The sequence below is a fragment of the Sorangium sp. So ce117 genome (assembly GCF_051524395.1).
Taxonomy (GTDB): Bacteria; Myxococcota_A; Polyangia; order Polyangiales; family Polyangiaceae; genus Sorangium; species Sorangium cellulosum_B.
This window is the reverse complement of the sequence record NZ_CP150309.1, coordinates 4,851,299-4,870,295: the sequence shown is the minus strand read 5'-3', so window position 1 is coordinate 4,870,295 and position 18,997 is coordinate 4,851,299. Positions and strand designations below refer to the sequence as shown.

General features: G+C 68.4%; 15 protein-coding genes. 13 read left to right on the top strand and 2 right to left on the bottom strand.

All coding sequences use genetic code 11. The annotated features are described in order from the left end of the window. Positions 1-87 precede the first annotated feature (87 nt). From WMF46_RS18075 to WMF46_RS18020, 12 genes are all read left to right on the top strand, one after another. Positions 88-1,512, top strand: coding sequence for a M64 family metallopeptidase (locus tag WMF46_RS18075; protein WP_437986741.1), 1,425 nt, complete (start codon positions 88-90; stop codon positions 1,510-1,512). Next, positions 1,509-2,075: a hypothetical protein gene (locus WMF46_RS18070; RefSeq protein ID WP_437986740.1), complete on the top strand. Its 567-nt coding sequence runs from the start codon at positions 1,509-1,511 to the stop codon at positions 2,073-2,075. Before WMF46_RS18075 ends, WMF46_RS18070 begins: the two co-directional genes overlap by 4 nt. Before the next feature lie 349 nt (positions 2,076-2,424). Beyond that, entirely contained in the window at positions 2,425-4,119 is a 1,695-nt protein-coding gene (locus WMF46_RS18065; protein WP_437986739.1) for a ribulokinase, read from the top strand. Positions 4,120-4,130: 11 nt separating this feature from the next. After that, positions 4,131-5,636 (top strand): L-arabinose isomerase, encoded by a 1,506-nt coding sequence (gene araA / locus WMF46_RS18060; protein WP_437986738.1) that lies wholly within the window; start codon positions 4,131-4,133, stop codon positions 5,634-5,636. Between the two features lie 10 nt (positions 5,637-5,646). After that, positions 5,647-6,345 carry an L-ribulose-5-phosphate 4-epimerase gene (locus WMF46_RS18055; RefSeq protein WP_437553356.1) on the top strand — a complete coding sequence of 233 codons (699 nt, stop codon included), beginning with the start codon at positions 5,647-5,649 and terminating at the stop codon, positions 6,343-6,345. 83 nt (positions 6,346-6,428) lie between these two features. Beyond that, positions 6,429-7,400 (top strand): ABC transporter substrate-binding protein, encoded by a 972-nt coding sequence (locus WMF46_RS18050; protein WP_437986737.1) that lies wholly within the window; start codon positions 6,429-6,431, stop codon positions 7,398-7,400. 46 nt (positions 7,401-7,446) lie between these two features. Beyond that, complete coding sequence (locus tag WMF46_RS18045; protein WP_437986736.1) at positions 7,447-8,967, top strand: sugar ABC transporter ATP-binding protein; 1,521 nt, start codon at positions 7,447-7,449, stop codon at positions 8,965-8,967. Further along, positions 8,964-10,022, top strand: coding sequence for an ABC transporter permease (locus WMF46_RS18040; RefSeq protein ID WP_437986735.1), 1,059 nt, complete (start codon positions 8,964-8,966; stop codon positions 10,020-10,022). Before WMF46_RS18045 ends, WMF46_RS18040 begins: the two co-directional genes overlap by 4 nt. Continuing rightward, a complete protein-coding gene (gene yjfF / locus WMF46_RS18035) occupies positions 10,019-11,068 on the top strand; it encodes a galactofuranose ABC transporter, permease protein YjfF (protein ID WP_437553348.1) in 1,050 nt (349 codons plus the stop codon). Before WMF46_RS18040 ends, yjfF begins: the two co-directional genes overlap by 4 nt. Before the next feature lie 130 nt (positions 11,069-11,198). Next, positions 11,199-13,613: a family 43 glycosylhydrolase gene (locus WMF46_RS18030; protein WP_437986734.1), complete on the top strand. Its 2,415-nt coding sequence runs from the start codon at positions 11,199-11,201 to the stop codon at positions 13,611-13,613. A 120-nt stretch (positions 13,614-13,733) separates the two neighbouring features. Then, complete coding sequence (locus WMF46_RS18025) at positions 13,734-13,883, top strand: hypothetical protein (RefSeq protein ID WP_437986733.1); 150 nt, start codon at positions 13,734-13,736, stop codon at positions 13,881-13,883. A 249-nt stretch (positions 13,884-14,132) separates the two neighbouring features. Next, the gene (locus tag WMF46_RS18020; RefSeq protein WP_437986732.1) at positions 14,133-15,296 is read left to right on the top strand and encodes a zinc-binding metallopeptidase family protein; all 1,164 of its coding nucleotides are present in this window, start codon (positions 14,133-14,135) and stop codon (positions 15,294-15,296) included. Between the two features lie 36 nt (positions 15,297-15,332). On the opposite strand, the gene WMF46_RS18015 is transcribed toward WMF46_RS18020, so the two are convergent. Beyond that, entirely contained in the window at positions 15,333-16,151 is an 819-nt protein-coding gene (locus WMF46_RS18015; protein WP_437986731.1) for a hypothetical protein, read from the bottom strand. A 527-nt stretch (positions 16,152-16,678) separates the two neighbouring features. Between WMF46_RS18015 and WMF46_RS18010 the strand changes: the two genes are divergently transcribed. Further along, complete coding sequence (locus WMF46_RS18010; protein WP_437986730.1) at positions 16,679-17,590, top strand: SGNH/GDSL hydrolase family protein; 912 nt, start codon at positions 16,679-16,681, stop codon at positions 17,588-17,590. A 44-nt stretch (positions 17,591-17,634) separates the two neighbouring features. Here the strand turns inward: WMF46_RS18010 and WMF46_RS18005 are convergent, their stop codons facing one another. After that, the gene (locus WMF46_RS18005) at positions 17,635-18,777 is read right to left on the bottom strand and encodes an aromatic ring-hydroxylating oxygenase subunit alpha (protein ID WP_437553337.1); all 1,143 of its coding nucleotides are present in this window, start codon (positions 18,775-18,777) and stop codon (positions 17,635-17,637) included. Positions 18,778-18,997: the final 220 nt, after the last annotated feature.

Sequence of the window (18,997 nt, the reverse complement as noted above, 5' to 3'; positions counted from 1 at the left end):
GGGCTTGGTTGACGCCTGGGGAGCCTCGGGGATGGGATAAGGTGGAGCTCGGCGTGGACGTCGCCTGCGAAAGGTCGTGAGGTGAACATGATGAAGTCGAGCTTCCACCTGCACCTCTTGTGCGTCGTGGCGCTCTGCGCCTGCGGAGAGGCGCCGGACAGCCCCGCGGCGACGACCGACGGCGGGGGACCGTCGGAGGGCAGCACCTCCTCGTCCGGCGGCTCTGCCAGCAGCGGAGCAACAGGCAGCGGAACTCCGGGCTCCGGCGGCGCAGGCGGCGCGGCCCAGAGCGGCTCGACCGGCACGGGCGCAGGGGGGAGCTTCGTGCCCGGCGGCACAGGAGGAGACGACTCCGCTTACGTGCTCGATTGCGGCGCGAACGGCGTGGCCATCGAGAGCGCGGGCCCACCAGAGAACCGCATCAACTACGTCATCGTGGGCGACGGCTACGACGCCACGACCGTGAACACCACGTACCTCGAGCACATCGAGGAGGCGATGGCCAAGCGCTTCAGCAGCCCGATCGGCGAGCCGTACGGCAGGTATCGCAAGTTCGTCAACATCTGCGCCGTCAAGCTGGTCAGCCGCTCGAACGGCATCCCTGGAGCGCTCGGCTGCACGGGCGACGACGAGAGCCGCCTCGCGGAGTGCGACACCCGCGCGGCGGATCAGGCGCTCGAGGCGAACCTCCCCGAGGACTTCGAGGTCGACTGGCACGCCATCGTGTTGAACAACGATCGCTGGTGGAACACGGGCTCGGCCTGGATGCTCTGGTCCGGCGGGCACGAGGAAGCCGCCGGAGCGGCGCTGCACGAAGGTGGCCACGGCTTCCATCAGCTCGCCGACGAGTATTGCGCCAAGGCGACGGGCTCTGCCTGCGGCGCGAACACGTGCAGCGGCAGCGGCACGGAGTACGTCGAGGTGAACACCACGGGCAACTGCACGACGACGGCGGGCAAATGGGACAAGTGGCTGGAGTACGACGCCGCCGACGCCACGGGTGTCCAGGGCACGTTCATCGGCAGCCGCTACGTGGATAGCGGACAGTACCGCCCGTCCTCGAACTCGATGATGAACAGCCTGTTCGGAGACAACAAGAACACGAGCTTCAACCCGGTCTCGCGCGAGAAGATGATCATGGACATCTGGATGCGCATCAAGCCGATCGACTCGGCCGATCCGCCTGCGGGGGCCGTCACGGATCCGGCGATGCTTGCGGTCAAGGTGATCGATCCCGACGTCATCAGCGTGGATTGGACGCTCGACGGCGAGGTGATCGCGACGGACGGCGGCCCCGTCTACAACGTCGCCGCGGCGGGCCTCGCTTCGGGCACCCACACCATCGTCGCCAAGGCCTACGACAACGCCGGCGAAGAGCTCGTGCGCTACCGCAGCGGCGAGTGCCTCGACCCCCCGCCCTCGACCAATCCCCGCTACATCGATCCCTGCTGGGGTCGCGACAACTGGCCCCGCTCGCAAGAGACGGTGACGTGGACCGTGACGATTCCATGAGGTCGGCGCGCAGGCGCTGGTCGGTCGCCGCGCTGCTGCTCCTCGGCGCGGCGCTTTACCTCGTGCATCGCTCTCGAGACCCCGACGCGCGTCTCCTGCCTTCCTCTCGGCAGGAGACGTCGCGAGAGGAGGCGCCGCGCGAGGCAACGTCGCGCCGTGGGTGGAACGAACCACCGGCGTCGGCCGGCAGCACCGTGCTCGCCGCGGCGATCGACGACCTGCCCGTCATCGGGCCGAGCCCCGGCGACCGCCACGAAGGCCCCGCCCACCCCCACCCCATCACGCAGCGCCACGTCGAGATCCAGCATGAGAACGGCCTGATCGGGCTGCTCAACGACGCGATGAGCGCGCGGAACGGCGCGCGCATGCGGGAGCTCGTGCACGAATATCGTCGCACGCATCCCGGCGACCCGAACCATCTCCAGGACGGCTACGAGATCATCGCAAACTGCCTCGACGCGCCGGGCGAGGCGTCGAGAGCGGCGGCGGAGGGCTACTACGCCGAGCATCGCGCCTCGACCGTGAGGCGCTTCGTGCGCAGGATCTGCCTCGAAGGCGGCTGAGCCGCGTCCCCACAGGCGTTCGCCAAGCTCGTCCGGTCACGCTCAGGGCACGAAGCCCCCTCCACCACCATCGGTCACCAACGTGAACGTTCACGTGGTCGTGGTCGTGGTCGTGGTCGTGGTCGTGGTCGTGGTCGTGGTCGTGGTCGTGGTCGTGCTCGTCGCGTGAGCCGGCGGACCATCGCCCCCTCCCTGCCTCACCGCACGAGAAGAGAGTTGCAGCCTGGTTCATCCTCCGGGACGGCAGAAGCGTCGCGATCCAGCAGATTGTGATTGACAGTCACATTGTGAACGTTCACATTTAACCCGGGGCACATCCTTACTGGCTTAGCTCGGTTAACGGGTCGTCATGCGCAAGGGAACATTCGTCATCGGGATCGATTTTGGCACCGACTCCGTTCGGGCGGTCGTCGCGGACACGCGGAACGGCGAGCTCGCGGGGGCCTCGGTCGCGTCCTACCCGCGCTGGGCGCAGGGCCTCTATTGCGACGCGCGCGCGCACCGGTTCCGCCAGCATCCGCTCGACTACCTGCATGCCATGGAGGCGTCCATCCGCGCGGCGCTGGACCAGGCGGGCGGCGACGTCGCGGCGCACGTGCGCGGGATCGCGGTTGATACGACCGGATCCACGCCGGTCCTGGCCGACGCGAAGGGCAGGCCTCTCGCGCTCAGCCCACGCTTCGAGGAGGACCCGGACGCGATGTTCATCCTCTGGAAGGACCACACCGCGGTGGCCGAGGCGGCGCGGATCAACAGCGTCGCCCGGACCTGGGGCGGCGTGGACTACACGAAGTACGAGGGCGGGGTGTACTCGTCCGAGTGGTTCTGGGCCAAGGTGCTCCACGTCCTCGAGACCAACCCGGCGGTCGCGCGCGCGGCGGTCACCGTGCTGGAGCACTGCGACTGGATCCCCGCCGTCCTGACCGGCACCGACGACCTCCGGCAGATCAGGCGGAGCCGCTGCGCCGCCGGGCACAAGGCGATGTGGCACCCCGAGTTCGACGGTTATCCCTCGAACGAGTTCCTGGCGAGGCTCCATCCGCGCCTGCCCGCGCTCAAGGCCACCCTCGGCTCGCAGACCTGGACCGCCGACGTGCCCTTCGGGACGATCTCGGCCGGGTGGGCCACGACGCTCGGCATCCCGGACGACGTCGTCGTCGCCGTCGGCGCCTTCGACGCGCACATGGGCGCGGTCGGCGGCAACATCCAGCCGAACCGCCTGCTCAAGGTCATGGGCACGAGCACCTGCGATATGCTCGTCGTCCCGAAGACCGGCGCGCCGGAGGTCCTCGTCGCCGGGATCTGCGGCCAGGTCGACGGCTCGATCCTCCCGGGTGCGATCGGCTACGAAGCGGGGCAGTCCGCCTTCGGTGACGTCTTTGCCTGGTTCAAGCAGCTCCTTAGCTGGCCGCTCCTCGCCATCCTCCCTGCCCTGCCCGGCGAAGGCCACTCGCTCCGGACGACGGTCGCCGACGTGACGCTCGCCGATGCGGCGATCGAGCGGATCATCCCCGAGCTGGAGCGGGCGGCCGCGGAGATCCCGCCGGCGCGGAGCTCCGTGCTGGCGCTCGACTGGCTGAACGGGCGCAGGACCCCGGACGCGGACCAGCGGCTCAGGGGCGCCATCGTCGGCCTCGATCTGGGCACGGACGCGCCGCGGATCTACCGCGCGCTCGTGGAGGGGATCGCCTTCGGATCGCGCGCCATCGTCGAGCGCTTCCGATCCGAGGGGCTCCGCATCGACGGCATCATCGGTGTCGGCGGCGTCGCCCGCAAGAGCCCCCTCACCATGCAGGTCCTCTCGGACGTGCTCGACATGACGGTCGAGGTCCGCGCCGGCGAGCAGCCGGTCGCGCTGGGCGCGGCGATGTTCGCCGCGACCGCCGCCGGCCTTCACGCCACCGTCGAGGACGCGCAGCGCGCGATGTCGCCTGGAACCGAGGCCCGGTATCTGCCGGATCCCACGCGCGCCAGGCTCTATGACGCGCTGTACCGGGATTATGTCGCGCTGGGATCGTTTGTGGAGAGGGAGTTGACGCAATGAGCGGGATCGCCATGCAGGATCTTCGAGAAGGCTTCGAGGTATGGTTCTTGACCGGCAGTCAGGACCTCTACGGTGAGGAGGCGCTGAAGCAGGTCGCCGAACACGCGCGGGAGATCGCCGCGTCCCTCGACGCCTCGGGCAAGCTCCCGGTCAGGGTCGTCTGGAAGCCGACGCTCAAGAGCCCCGAGGCGATCCTCGCCGTCTGTCGCGAGGCCAACGCGTCGCCGCGGTGCGCCGGCGTGATCACGTGGATGCACACGTTCTCGCCCGCGAAGATGTGGATCGCGGGGCTCAAGCGCCTGGAGAAGCCGATCGCCCACCTGCACACGCAGTACGGCCGCGAGCTGCCCTGGGACAGCATCGATATGGACTTCATGAACCTGAACCAGTCGGCCCACGGGGACCGCGAGTTCGGGTACATCGGCGCTCGCCTGCGCATCGAGCGGAGGGTCATCGTCGGCCACTGGACGGACGACGACGTCCTCGCCAAGCTCGACGTCTGGGCGCGCGCCGCCTGCTCCATCCTCGACTCGCGGCGGCTCAAGATCGCGCGCTTCGGCGGCATGAACATGAGAGAGGTGGCCGTCACCGGCGGCGATCGCGTCGAGGCGCAGGTCAAGTTCGGCTGGTCGGTGAATGGCTATGGCGTGGGCGATCTCGTGGGGCGCATCGCAGAAGTCGACGAGCGCGAGGTCGATCGCCTGGTGGCGGAGTACGACGAGGCGTACACCATCGCTCCCGCCCTGAGGAGGGGCGGAGATCGCCACGGCGATCTGCGGTACGCGGCGAGGCAGGAGGCGGCGATGCGCTCCTTCCTGAAGGAGGGCGGCTTCGGCGGCTTCACCACGACCTTCGAGGATCTGCACGGTCTCAAGCAGCTCCCCGGCCTCGCCGTGCAGCGCCTCATGAACGAGGGCTACGGCTTCGGGGCGGAGGGCGACTGGAAGTCCTGCGGCCTGGTCCGCGCTCTGAAGGTCATGGCGACGGGCCTTCGCGGGGGCGTCTCCTTCATGGAGGACTACACGTATCACCTGGTCCCGGGGCGAGAGCGCGTCCTCGGCGCCCACATGCTGGAGATCTGTCCGTCGATCGCCGCCGGGAGGCCGTCGCTCGAGATCCACCCGCTCTCGATCGGCGGCAAGGGGGACCCGTGCCGGCTCGTCTTCGACGCCGGGGTCGGGCCCGCTGTGAACGTTGCCATGATCGACATGGGCGGCCGCATGCGGATCGTCGCCAACGAGCTCGAGTCGGTGGCGCCCGACAGGGCGATGCCGAAGCTGCCTGTGGCGCGCGCTGTGTGGATCCCGAAGCCCAATTTCAGGCTCGCCTGCGAGGCGTGGATCCTGGCTGGTGGCGCCCATCACTGCGCCCACAGCCGCGCCCTGACCATGGCGCACGTGGAGGACTTCGCCTCCATCGCCGGCGTGGAGCTGGTCCGCATCGGCGAAGGGACCGACATCCGCTCGCTCAAGAACGAGCTCCGCTGGAACGATCTCGCTTACCGGCTGGCGCACTGAGGGCCACGACGTGAGCGCGACCTATCGAGAGCTGCGCGAGCGCGCCTTCACGGCGAACATGGAGATCCCGCGCCGAGGGCTCGCGATCTACACGTTCGGCAACGTCTCGGCGTTCGATCGCGACCGAGGCGTCCTGGCGATCAAGCCGAGTGGCGTCCCTTACGATCGGCTGTCGGCCGACGACATGGTCGTGGTCGATCTGGAGGGGAAGGTGGTAGAGGGACACCTCCGCCCCTCCTCGGACACCAGGACGCATATCGTTCTGTACGCGAGCTTCCGCGGGTTGGGCGGCGTTGTGCACACGCACTCGACCTACGCGACCGGCTGGGCGCAGACAGGCACGCCGATCCCGATCTACGGTACGACGCACGCGGATCACCTGGCCGAGGACGTACCCTGCACCGAGGTGATGCGGCCGGACGCCGTGGAGGGCGATTACGAGACGGAGACGGGGAAGCAGATCATCGAGTGCTTCAGGGATCGTAACCCGCTTCACACACCCATGGTGCTGGTGGCGGGACACGGCCCGTTCGCGTGGGGAGAGGACGCCGAGAAGGCCGTGTACAATGCGGCGGTGCTCGAGGAGATCGCGAGGATGGCGTTCATCACCCGCACGATCCACCCGGGCGCCGAGCGCCTGCCGGACGCGCTCGTGCGCAAGCACTTCGACCGGAAGCACGGGAAACAAGCGTATTACGGGCAGAAGTGACGCCGGACGTCGGGGGACGACGGCGAGGATGATTCAGGTGCCTCATGGAACGAGGCGATGGACGAGAGGAGACGAGCTGCGCCATGAAGAGGAGAAACTTTGTCACCACGGGGATGGTGGCGCTGGCAGGGCTGGCGCTGATCCTGGTAGGGCCGGGCTGTCAGAAGGAAAATAAGCAGATCACGCTCGGGTTCTCCCAGATCGGCGCGGAGAGCGAGTGGCGGACCGCGAACACGAAGTCGATCGAGGAGTCCGCCAAGGCGGCAGGGATCGATCTCAAGCTCTCCGACGCGCAGCAGAAGCAGGAGAACCAGATCAAGGCCATCCGGTCGTTCATCGCCCAGAAGGTCGACGTCATCGCCTTCTCGCCCGTGGTCGAGACCGGCTGGGAGCCCGTCCTGCGCGAGGCCAAGGAGGCGAAGATCCCCGTCATCCTGACCGATCGCGCGGTGGACACGAAGGACGACACCCTCTGGGTCAGCTTCATGGGGTCGGACTTCGTCGAGGAGGGCCGCCGCGCCGCGAAGTGGCTGGTCGAGAAGACGAAGGACCAGAAGGACCCGGTCAACATCGTCGAGCTGCAGGGCACCGTCGGCTCGGCCCCCGCGATCGATCGCAAGAAGGGGTTCGAGGAGATCATCAAGGACAAGCCCCAGTTCAAGATCATCCGCTCGCAGACGGGCGACTTCACGCGCGCCAAGGGCAAGGAGGTCATGGAGGCGTTCCTCAAGGCGGAGGGCAAGAACATCAACGTCCTCTACGCCCACAACGACGACATGGCGATCGGCGCGATCCAGGCCATCGAGGAGGCGGGGCTCAAACCCGGCAAGGACATCCTCATCATCTCGATCGACGCGGTGAAGGGCGCGTTCGAGGCGATGATGGCCGGCAAGCTCAACGTGACGGTCGAGTGCAGCCCCCTCCTCGGGCCGCAGCTGATGAGCGCTGTGAAGGACCTGAAGGAGGGCAAGCAGCTGCCGAAGCGCATCGTCACCGAGGAGGGCGTCTTCCCGATGGAGACGGCCGCCCAGGAGTTCCCGAAGCGCAAGTACTGAGCGCGTAACGGCGGCGCCGCGGAGGCCGCCGGGGAGGACGTGAGCGATGCAGAGCGGAGCCGTGCCCGTGCTCGAGATGAAGCGGATCTCCAAGGGATTTCCTGGCGTACAGGCGCTCTCTTCCGTCGATTTTCGGATGCTGCCCGGGGAGGTGCACACGCTCATGGGGCAGAACGGCGCGGGCAAATCGACGCTGGTCAAGGTCCTGACCGGCGTCCACCCGCCGGATGACGGGCAGATCCTGCTCGAGGGCCGGGAGATCAGGCCCTCGAGCCCGCAGGACGCGCAGGCGCTCGGCATCAGCGCCGTGTTCCAGGAGGTGAACCTCTGCCCCAACCTCTCCGTGGCCGAGAACATCTTCCTCGGGCGCGAGGACGCCGGCGTCTTCGCGATCCGGTGGGGGGAGATGCGCCGGAAGGCGAGCGCCCTGCTCTCGGACCTCAACATCCACGTCGACGTCACCGCGCCGCTCTCGACCTTCTCGATCGCCGTGCAGCAGCTCGTCGCGATCGCCCGCGCGCTCTGCGCCCAGGCGAAGATCCTCGTCCTCGACGAGCCGACCTCGAGCCTGGCCGAGGACGAGGTGAAGACGCTCTTCTCCGTCATCCAGCGGCTCAAGGCGCAGGGGATGGCGATCCTGTTCATCTCGCACTTCCTCGACCAGGTGTTCGAGATCTCCGACCGGATCACGGTGCTGAGGAACGGTCAGCTGGTCAGCGAGACGCCGGCCGCCGAGCTGTCGCGCATGGAGCTCGTCACGCGGATGGTCGGGCGCGAGGTCGCGGAGGACGGTCCGGCCCGGGCCGAGCGCGCGCGGGCGCCGTCGGCGGGCGGGCAAGCGCCCCTGTTGCGGGCGCGAGGGCTCGGCAAGAAGGGCTCGGTCAGCGATGTCGATCTCGACGTGCAGCGCGGCGAAGCGCTCGGCCTCGCCGGCCTCCTGGGCGCCGGAAAGACGGAGACGGTGCGGCTCTTGTTCGGGCTCGACGGGGCGGACCAGGGATCCATCGAGATCGACGGGGAGCCGGCGCGCATCGGCTCGCCGCTCGACGCGATCGCGCGCGGCCTCGGCTTCTGTCCGGAGGACAGGAAGGTCGAGGGGATCCTCGGCGACCTCTCGCTGCGCGAGAACATCGTCGTCGCCCTCCAGGCCAAGCGCGGCATCTTCCGCAACCTGTCCCGGGACGAGCAGGACGACATCGCCAGCCGCTACATCCAGCGGCTCGGCATCGTGGCCGCCGACGCGGAGGTGCCCATCTCCAAGCTGAGCGGCGGCAACCAGCAGAAGGCGCTCCTGGCTCGCTGGCTGGCGACCGATCCGCGCATGCTCATCCTCGACGAGCCGACCCGCGGCATCGACGTGGCGGCCAAGGGCGAGATCATGGGCAAGGTCATGGAGCTCTGCGATCGGGGCATGGCGGTGGTGCTCGTCTCGTCGGAGATGGCCGAGGCGCTGCGTTACTCGGACCAGGTCGTCGTCCTGCGCGACCGGCGCAAGGTGGCGGAGCTCGCCACGGACAAGACGGACGAGCAGGCGGTCTACCAGATCATCGCGGGAGGTCAGCCGTGAGCGCGGCCGCCGCCTCCCTGCGCCGGCTCGCCAGCGGGAACGCGTTCTGGCCGCTGGCGATGCTCGGCTCCCTCCTTCTGTTCAACCTCGTCAGCAATCCGCAGTTCTTCGCGATCACGGTCAAGGACGGCCACCTCTACGGCAGCGTCATCGACATCCTGAACCGCGCGTCGCCGCTCATGATCATCGCCATGGGGCTCACCCTGGTGATCGCGACCCGCGGCATCGACATCTCCGTCGGCGCGGTCGTGGCCATCTCGGGCGCGGTCGCGGCCGTGCTGATCGGCGGCGAGCTCTCGCCGAGCGGCGGGACCGGCATGGCGGACGCGACGCGCGTCCCGCTGCCGATCGTCGTCTGGAGCGCGCTGGGCGTGGCGCTGGCGCTCGGCATGTGGAACGGCACGCTGGTGTCGATCTTCGGCATGCAGCCGATCATCGCGACCCTGATCCTGCTCGTCACGGGGCGAGGCATCGCCCAGCTCATCACGGGCGGCCAGATCATCACCATCTACTACAGCCCGTATCACGTCATCGGGAACGGCTTCCTCCTCGGGATCCCGGTCTCGCTGTTCATCGTGGCGGGCGTGAGCGCCGTCGTCTGGCTCTTGACCCGCAAGACCGCGCTCGGGATGTTCATCGAGGCGATCGGCGTGAACCCGGTCGCCTCGCGGCTGGCCGGGATCCGCGCGCGCACGATCACCTTCGCCTGTTACGCCGTGTGCGGCCTCTGCGCCGGCATCGCCGGGCTCATCGTGAGCTCGAACGTCAAGAGCGCCGACGGGAACAACGCGGGGCTCCTCTTCGAGCTCGACGCCATCCTGGCCGTGGTCCTGGGCGGGACGTCGCTCTCCGGGGGCAAGTTCACGCTGGCGGGGAGCGTCGTCGGCGCCCTGATCATCCAGACGCTCACCACCACCATCTACTCCGCCGGCGTGCCCCCGGAGGTCAACCTGGTGGTGAAGGCGCTCGTCGTCTTCATGATCACCATCCTGCAGTCGCAGAAGGTCAGGGATCTCATCGCAAAGCAACGGACGAGGAGGGTGGTCACACCATGATCGACACCGCCGCCGTGACCGGACGGAGCGGCACCATCGCCGCGCCCGGACGGAGCGGCACCACCGCCGCGACCGGGCGCGCCGTCCGGATCGACCCGAGGCACCTGCCGCTCGCTGTCACCAGCAGCCTGTTCGTGCTCATGTTCGCGGCCGGGTCGTACCTGTTCAACGGGTTCTTCTCGCTGCAGGTGTTCCTCAACTTCTTCATCGACAATGCGTTCCTCTTGATCACCGCCATCGGGATGACCTTCGTCATCCTCTCCGGCGGGATCGACCTCTCGGTCGGCTCGGTCATCGCGCTGACAACGATGGTCTCGGCGTCGCTCGTCGAGAAGCACGGCGTGAGCCCTGCCGTGGTCATCCCGCTCGTGCTGGCCATGGGCTCGGCCATCGGCCTCGTGATGGGGGTCGTCATCCAGTACTTCAAGGTGCAGCCCTTCATCGTCACGCTGGCGGGCATGTTCCTGGCGCGCGGGCTCTGTTACCTCATCAGCATCGACTCCATCACGATCCGCAACGGTTTCTACGTCGACGTCTCGTCGCACCGCATTCCGTTCCTGTTCGACACCTCGATCACCTGGAACGTGGTCATCGCGCTCGCGCTGTTCGCCGCGGCCATTTACATCGCCCACTACACGAGCTTCGGCCGCACGGTTTATGCGATCGGCGGCAGCGAACAATCCGCCCTGCTCATGGGCCTGCCGGTGCCACGGACCAAGGTGCTCATTTATACCTTGAGCGGCTTCTGCTCGGCGCTGGCGGGCGTCGCATTCACGTTCTACATGGTGTCCGGCTACGCGCTGCACGCCGGCGGAATGGAGATGGACGCGATCGCCGCCGTCGTCATCGGCGGCACCCTGCTGACCGGCGGCCATGGTACGGTCGTCGGCACCCTGTTCGGTGTGCTCATCTACGGCACCATCCAGACCCTCATCATGTTCGAGGGCACGCTCAGCTCCTGGTGGACCAAGATCGTCATCGGCCTGCTCCTCCTGGTCGCCTGCCTGCTCCAGCGGCTCTTCGAGCGGCGCGCCCGTACGGCGTGACACGACGGGGATGGACGTGCGTTCCGCCAGGGTCCGTGTGGCTCCGATAGGCACTTTCGTGCCCATTCATTGATCATTTCGGAAGCCCTCGGGAATTCAAGGGTCCACAACAAGGAACTGAGAGGTCATCGTGCGCTCTTATGCAGCAGGGATTGTCACTTTCGTTGGATTGATCGCGATCGGGTGCGGCTCGGACGAGCCCAATCCGAGCCCGGCGGGATCTAGCACCTCGTCCGGACCAACCTCGACAAGCTCCTCAAGTCAGGGCGGCTCCGGAGGTGGTACCGGCGGCGACGGGGGCGGCGACGGCGGCTCCGGGGGCGCGGGTGGCTCTCCGAACGCCGGCGGCGGTGGGGCGGGCGGCGACGGCGACGCGGCCTTCGAGGTGACGACCTACCAGAACCCCGTTCTGCCCGGTGATCACCCGGACATGAACATTTACCGGGAAGGCGACGCCTTCTACCTGGTCGGGTCGAACTTCCACATGATGCCCGCCTTCGAGATCCTGCGCTCGACGGATCTCCTTCACTGGGAGCGCATGAACCGGGTGGTCCACTCCACCGCTCCCGCGCTGGAGGCGCAGCTCGGCCCGGGCCAGGGCACCTGGGGCGGCTTCATCGTCAAGGCCGGCGATGTGTACCGGGTCTATTACTCCATCGGGGCCACCCAGCATTTCTCCTCGGCGCCGAGCCTCGAGGGCCCGTGGTCAGAGCCCACCAAGGTCGACATCTTCCCCTACACGCCGCCCGGCAGCGAGACCTCGTACGAACGAGGGACCGGCTCCGACAATTCCGTGTTCGTCGATCCCGACAGCGGCAAGACGTACATGATCATCAAGAACGGTCTGTGCAAATGGGACGCGGAGCACCCCAACGACTTCGGCATCAACCTGGTCACGGAGATCGATCCCAAGACCGGGATGCTGCTGCCCGAGTCGAGCATCGACATGAGCTTCATCAACTGGGATCAGGAGACCGGCGGCTGCGGGGACTTCACGAATCCTGACTGGAGCAAGTGGGCCGAGGGGCCGACGATGGCCAAGCGCGGCGACTGGTACTACTACTTCGTCTCGACGCACACGGCCTGCGGCGGCCAGCTGCACGCCTGGGCGTCGAAGAAGCTGGTCGGCAGCACCGCCGAGGACTGGACGTGGCTCGGCTATGTCCTTACCGGCGAGGAGCCGTACGCCGGCGTCCAGCACACCACGTCGCCGATCGCGCTGGAGGACGGCTCGTGGTGGGCCTTTGCCCACTCGTACGACTGCAGCAACGTGGGCACCGACGACACAAAGACCTCGAAGAACGGCGACTGGCAGGGGCTTGGCCGCGAGGGGCTGCTGCTGGAGGTGACCTGGGTCGACCAAGAGGTGAACGGGAAGACGATCCCGGTCCCGCACTACCCGACCAAGAAGGGCGATCTGTCCGCGCCCAAGCTGCCGCAGAGCGGCGTGCCCTTCCTGCTGCCCGTGAACGACGACTTCTCGTCGGCCACGATCGACTCCGCGTGGACCACCTACGACGCGTCGGAGGACAAGTACTCGGTGGTGGATCGCCCGGGGTGGCTGCGGATCACGCCGGGTACCGGAGAGACCACGTGGGTCGTTCAGAAGGACGCGCTGCACTCGAGCAGCATGGTGGCGAGGGTCGAGTTCGCGCCCGCGGCCGACGGGGACGCGGCCGGCATCCGCGTGGGCAACGGCTACTGGCAGGACGAGCAGGTCCTCTCCTGCCCGACGTGGATGAACGACGGCGAGAAGTTCAGGCTCCCCGCCATCATGGACGTCTCGGTGGCGCGGGTCATGGAGGGCGAGGAAGACATGATTCGCTTCTCCTTCCGGTCGCGCTCTGTGCAGGCCCCGGCCGAGGCGGGGGCTGCGTACACCGAGCTTGCCGAGCCGGTCGTGGTGGGCGCGTCGGTCCCCGCACCCGCCGGGAAAGCGGTCTGGCTGAAGCTGGTCCGCTCCGAGCACAAGGCCACCGGCTGGTTCAGCACGGATGGAGTCGAATGGACCCAGGTAGGCACCGAGATCGACGTATCCACGCTCGACGGGTTCTATGCCATGGCTCACACCTGGATTGGCAACCAGGCCGGCATGTTCGCGACCAATAGCCGTGCCTACTTCGACCTGTTCACCTATCGTGACGGATTCACCCCGATCCCGGCCGCGGAGGCGGACCAGCAGTCCGGCGCCCAGGTCGTGTCGAGCACGTCGGCGGGACCGGTGCTGGGTGATCTGGAGAACGACGACTGGGCCATGTTCGGGAGCGTCGACCTCGGCAGCGGGGGTGTGAAGTCGAAGGCCATCGCGCTGGAGGCCTCGAGCGCCGGGGCCGGCGGCACCGTGGAGGTCTGGATCGATCCGCTGGCAGGCGGCTCGATGATCGGCACCTGCGCCCTCCCCGGTACCGACGGCTGGGAGAAGTGGACGACGACGACGTGCAACGTGGCGCCCACGTCGGGCACGCACGAGGTCTACTTGAAGGTGAAGGGCGGCCAGGGCGAGCTCGTGCGCCTCGCATCGCTGCGCTTCGTGCCCACCAACTGACCTTGCCCGCCACGGGTGGCAAAGCCGCCGGCGGAGTCGTCGGCGGCCGCCCCCTTCCCGGCCGGCCTGACGGCCGCGAGCAGCGAGGAAGCTGCGGCTGGACCTGAACCTCCAAGAAGTGTGGCGCGGCCCCGTACGCCCGCCGGAGCCGGCGCGGTCGGGGCCGACGGGCCTGCCGCTCTCGCCGTGCCAGGCAAGCTCGTGGTGGACACGGGCGGGCTCAAGCCGAGCTACCTGGGACCGCCGGAGAGCTACCGCGCGACGCAGTAGCGAGGCGCGCGCAGCAGCAGCGCAAGCGCCGGGGAGGCGGGGCGTCGATTCCCAACCTGGGTCGGGCTGAAGCGCTCAACCTGGGTCGGGTCGCCGGCATTCTTGCCACACCGAGACACTTCGCGACGTCCGTCCACGGCACGTCGGGTCCTGCCCGTTCGCGAGCGCCGAGCCACAAGCCTGGCATACAACTTGCGATTCTTGCGATCGTGAGCTGAGGCCGACACGATCGAGGCCGCTCAACCCACCATGACCAATCGCTTTGACAGTCTGATCGCGCGCCTGCGCAGCGCATGGAAGCGGACCAAGCAGCCCACCGCCCCGCGCGCTTACCGCTGCCAGTGTGAAAGGCCGGTGTTCTTCCGCAATAGCGAATGCCTGGCCTGCAAGACGCCGCTCGGCTACGAGCCCGATCGCGCCCAGGTCCTGCCGCTCAAGGCCGGCCCGACCGAGGGTACGTGGCAGATCTGGCACGACACGGCGGACGCGCCGCAGCTCTACAGGCGCTGCGGCAACTTCGACCTGGCGTCGGGCTGCAACTGGCTGATACCGGCGGCGGCGGAGGCGCCCGCGCTCTGCGCCGCGTGCCGGCTCAACCGCACCATTCCAGATCTCTCCGTCGCCGAGCACCAGGCGCAGTGGCGGCTGCTCGAGACGGCCAAACGACGGCTCGTATCGCAGCTCCTGGCGCTGAACCTGCCGGTGAAGTCCAAGATGGGCGAGGATCCGGAGCGCGGCCTCTGCTTCGACTTCCTCGCCTCGCCGCCCGACGGGCCCAGGGTGATGACGGGCCACGCCGACGGCGTGATCACGCTGAACATCGAGGAGGCGGACGACGCCACACGTGAGCGCACCCGCGCCGCGATGCGCGAGCCCTACCGCACGCTGCTCGGGCATTTCCGCCATGAGGTCGGCCATTATTACTGGGACCGCCTGGTGAAGGACACCGGGTGGCTGGCGCCGTTCCGGGAGCTGTTCGGCGACGAGCAGCAGGACTACGCCGCCGCGCTGAAGGCCAACTACGAGCAGGGGCCGCCGGCGGACTGGCCCGAGCGCTTCGTCAGCGCCTACGCCAGCATGCACCCGTGGGAAGACTGGGCGGAGACCTGGGCTCACTATCTCCACATGGTCGACACCGTCGATACGGCCCTCAGCTTCGGCATCGACGCCGATGATGTGGAGCTCGACGTCGAGCCATGGGGCGCGGACGCGCTGTGGCGGCCGGACGACCCAGGGGCCGAGACCTTCCTGGGCTTCTTGAACGCCTGGGTGGAGCTGACGGCCGTGCTCAACGAGATGTCGCGCAGCATGGGCCAGCATGACTTTTACCCGTTCGTGCTGCCGCGCCCCACCGTGGCGAAGCTGCAGTTCATCCACCTCGTGGTGAACGGAGCCACGCCGGCGGTGCGCTAGCCAGCGGAGCACCCGCGGCAGGGCGCTCGCCCGCGCCTAACGCCCGTACAGGCGCTGGAGCTGCTTCACGAACTCCGGCTTGAACACGCCGTCCACGCGGATCGAGTACCGGAAGAACGGGTCCGGCTCGACCCCGTGGTAATCCATGTCGTTGAACCAGTAGATAGGAGCGCCGACGACCGTGCGCTCCTCCCCTGCCCTGTCGCAGACATAGAACCGCTTGTCGCCGCGCGGGTCGAACGAGATGGACTGCGCCGCGCCGATCGCGCTCCCCGGCTCGGTGTCCCGGTGCGCGGGCGCATGATCGTTCGCCTCGAGGCCGAAGATCACGCACCGCCCGATCTCGACGAACGGCAGGCCCCGGATGAACTCGACCGTCCGGGGGAACGTCGCCCTGGCCTCCGCCGAAAAGTCCTTGCCCGCGCCCGAGTGCTTGTCTTCCCAGCGATCGTTCTCGAGCAGATGATAGCAGACCTTCCAGGGGAAATAGACGCCGTAGCGGTACTTCAGGTACAGCATCTGCGCCCGCGTGAGCGGGTGATCCGTCTCGTCTCCGAACGTGTACTCGCGCCGCCTGTCGGGATCGAAGGCGGACGGGTCGTCGCCGAGCGCGATGAAGTCGCAGAACTCGTCGCGCGAGAAGCCCCCGATGACCTCCCCGTAATCCACGTACGGGTCGTCGCGCACCCAGGGCGCGACCACGCCCATCCATTTCAGGCTGCCGCCGGTGTACGAGGGCTCGACACGGCAGAGGCCGCGCACGATCTCGCGATCGAGCTCGGGGAAGCACGCCGCGTCGATCAGCGGCGACAGGTCGATGTAGGGGCGGCCCCACAGGCCGCAGAGCTTGCTCATGCCGTCCTCGCTCCGAGCGGTACCCGCGCGCGACCATGCCGTCAAACGTGTGGGCGCCGTCCTCCACCAGGGCGCAGGTCGACGGGGCGCGGCCCGGCGCGCGGATCCCGCGCTGCCGGCGCGCGCAGATGGCGCGGTCCTCCCGGTCCGCGGCGTCCCAGGAGGCGCCCACGTGGCCCGGATCGAAGCCTGGCGTAAACCAGCACGGGCGGGGAGCCGGGCTCGGGCGGGGAGCGCTCGGGACCGAGCGCCTCGGGGGCCTCGCTGAAGGGATGGGCCGTGGCGCAGACACCGAATTCGACTCTTGCCTGAATTGTTCAATCCACCAACATAAATGTGAACGCTCACATCGACGCATAGGCGAGTATGCCTATACATCGCGTCAGCCGGCTTGGGTACGACGTCGTGGCAGTCACCTGCATCGGGCGAACGCGGCCCTTCGATGCATGGCTGAATCGTCAATACAAGGCAATGAGTGGCTTTCGCCGCTTGAAACCTCGGCGCCAAGCGGACACTGGAGAAATAAAATGAGGTCGACACGTTCCTACGTCGCTACGAAACTGAGCGTTCTCGGTCTCCTGAGCATCGGCATCTGGGCCTGTGGTGAGGTCAATGACGGTGGTACGTCGTCGGCCGGCGGAGGCGCCCCTGACGAGACCACCTCCAGCAGCGCGGAGACCACGGCCACGGTCGGCACGGGCGGTGCGGCCACGACCGGCGCCGGAGGCGCGACAGCCGGGAGCACCTCGAGCAGCAGCAGCAGCAGCAGCAGCGCAAGCACCGCGGAGGCCAGCAGCTCGGCCAGCGGAGGAGAGACGGTCGGCACGGGCGGTGAACCGGGCGAGTGCGTCAAGGGCCAGACCAAGGGGAATCAAGTCGCGGTCATCGGAGAATCGTTCATCGCCGCGACTCACGGCATCACGCAGCAGATCGAAAAGCAGGCCAAGGCCAACGGCTCCCTCCCTCAGAACGACCGCTACATCGACAACTCCGTCAGCGGCACGACGCTCGCCAACGATCAGATCCCCAGCCAGTACCGCAAGGCCGCGGAGAACGGCATGATCAAGTACGTGCTGATGGATGGCGGCGGGAACGACTGCTTGTTGAGAGGGGACGGCGACGCGGCCCTCGCGGCGGCGGAGTCGCTGTTCGAGACCATGGAGAAGGACAACGTCGAGAAGGTGGTCTATTTCTTCTATCCCGACCCCATCGGAAACAACTTCTCGTCGCTCAAGAGCTGCCTCGACACGCTCCGGCCGAAGATGAAGGCGTTGTGCGACGGGCTCACGTCGCCGAAGTGTTACTGGTTGGACCTTCGTCCGACCTGGAACGGACACAACGAGTATACGCAAGACGGAATCCACCCCACCTCTGCCGGTAGCATCGCCACCGGAGATGCAGTCTGGGAAGTGATGAAGGAGAACTGCGTCGCGCAGTAACCGGAGACCGATCTACCGGCGACCCCGCCGGCCGCAGCGCTCGCTCACGCCGTCCCCGCGCGGAGCGCCGAGAGGTACCTGCGCGCGACCATGCCGTCGAAGGCGTGGACGCCGTCTTCCACCATGGCGTAGGTCGACGGCGTGTAGCCGGGCGCGCGGATCCCGCGCTGCTGCCGCTCGCAGATGGCGCGGTCTTCCCGGTTCACCGCGTCCCAGAACGTGAACACGTCGCCCGGATCGAAGCCCGGCGTGAACGCCGCGGGGTGGAAGTACGTGTCGGCGATCACGAGCGTCCGGTCGGGCGCGCGCGGGGCGAGCCGGTACGTGAGCAGGTAGTCGGGCTGGAGGCTCGTGAGCAGGCCCGGGAAGAGCATGGCGTCGCGCACGCGCCGCCGCTCCGCCTCGGGGACGATGAGCGGCCGCGCGCCGGGCGCCGCGCTCGTCGAGACGGTGTCGGCGCCGGGCGCGAGGTCCATGACGCCGCCGAGCCACGGGCCGCCCCGGCCCCAGGACACGGCGTCGTCGCACGGGGTCAGCCGCTCCAGCGCGGGGTGTACGCGCGGGAAATGGTGAGACTCCTGGAAGTTCTCCGCGCAGAGCTTCCAGTTCGCGGCGACCTCATACTCCACCCGCCTGCCCCGCCGGAGCGAGCGCAGCCCGGGGCGCGAGAGCCAGGGAGGCGCCTCGCCGATCGCGCTCTCGAGCGGCGGCGCGCCGGGATCGAGCGTCACGAAGAGGAAGCCGAAGAGGGCGCCGGCGCGCGCCGGGAGGAGCCCGTGCGCGCCGCGGTCGAAGCCGGGCGGCGCGTGGGGCGCGGCGCGCAGCGCGCCGGAGAGCTCGTAGGTCCAGCCGTGGTACGGGCACTCGAGGTGCGCGAGGCGGCCGCACGGGCCGTCGAGCAGCGTCGCCGCCCGGTGGCGGCAGACGTTGTGGAACGCGCGGATCTCCAGATCGGCGCCGCGGAGGACGACGACGCCCGCCGGCGTGAGGGGGGCGAGCAGCCACTCTCCCGGGCGGGCGATCTCGTCCTCGCGGCCGACGCAGAGCCAGGAGCGCCCGAAGATCTCGGCCTGCTCGAAGGCAAAGACGTCCTCGTCCCAGTACGCGCGCGCGGGCAGCGGCCGGGCGCTGGGGAGCGGCGCCAGCACCGCGTCGAGATCGGCGGGGGTGAGAGGGAGCTCCGGCAAGACGGGCGATGCTACCAGAACGAGGGCGCGGATCGCGCCGCCCGGGAGCGGCTCAGGAGGCCGGCTGCGCGTCGACGCCGGAGGCCAGCTCGAGGGCGACGCGGTACGCCACGTGATCGCCGGCGGAGAGGCCCTCCGCACGAGGCGACGCCGGCCAGGGAGGCCAGGAGGGCGGCGCGGGCCGAGAGCCCGCGAACGGTCCGTCGATCAAGCAGGCTCA

Excerpts from the sequence above, each read along its gene's own strand:
- WMF46_RS18070 (WP_437986740.1), top strand. The coding sequence starts at position 1,509 with ATGAGGTCGGCGCGCAGGCGCTGGTCGGTCGCCGCGCTGCTGCTCCTC.
- WMF46_RS18065 (WP_437986739.1), top strand. The coding sequence starts at position 2,425 with ATGCGCAAGGGAACATTCGTCATCGGGATCGATTTTGGCACCGACTCC.
- yjfF (WP_437553348.1), top strand. The coding sequence starts at position 10,019 with ATGATCGACACCGCCGCCGTGACCGGACGGAGCGGCACCATCGCCGCG.
- WMF46_RS18050 (WP_437986737.1), top strand. The coding sequence starts at position 6,429 with ATGAAGAGGAGAAACTTTGTCACCACGGGGATGGTGGCGCTGGCAGGG.
- araA (WP_437986738.1), top strand. The coding sequence starts at position 4,131 with ATGCAGGATCTTCGAGAAGGCTTCGAGGTATGGTTCTTGACCGGCAGT.
- WMF46_RS18075 (WP_437986741.1), top strand. The coding sequence starts at position 88 with ATGATGAAGTCGAGCTTCCACCTGCACCTCTTGTGCGTCGTGGCGCTC.
- WMF46_RS18020 (WP_437986732.1), top strand. The coding sequence starts at position 14,133 with ATGACCAATCGCTTTGACAGTCTGATCGCGCGCCTGCGCAGCGCATGG.
- WMF46_RS18015 (WP_437986731.1), bottom strand. The coding sequence starts at position 16,151 with ATGAGCAAGCTCTGCGGCCTGTGGGGCCGCCCCTACATCGACCTGTCG.
- WMF46_RS18045 (WP_437986736.1), top strand. The coding sequence starts at position 7,447 with ATGCAGAGCGGAGCCGTGCCCGTGCTCGAGATGAAGCGGATCTCCAAG.
- WMF46_RS18010 (WP_437986730.1), top strand. The coding sequence starts at position 16,679 with ATGAGGTCGACACGTTCCTACGTCGCTACGAAACTGAGCGTTCTCGGT.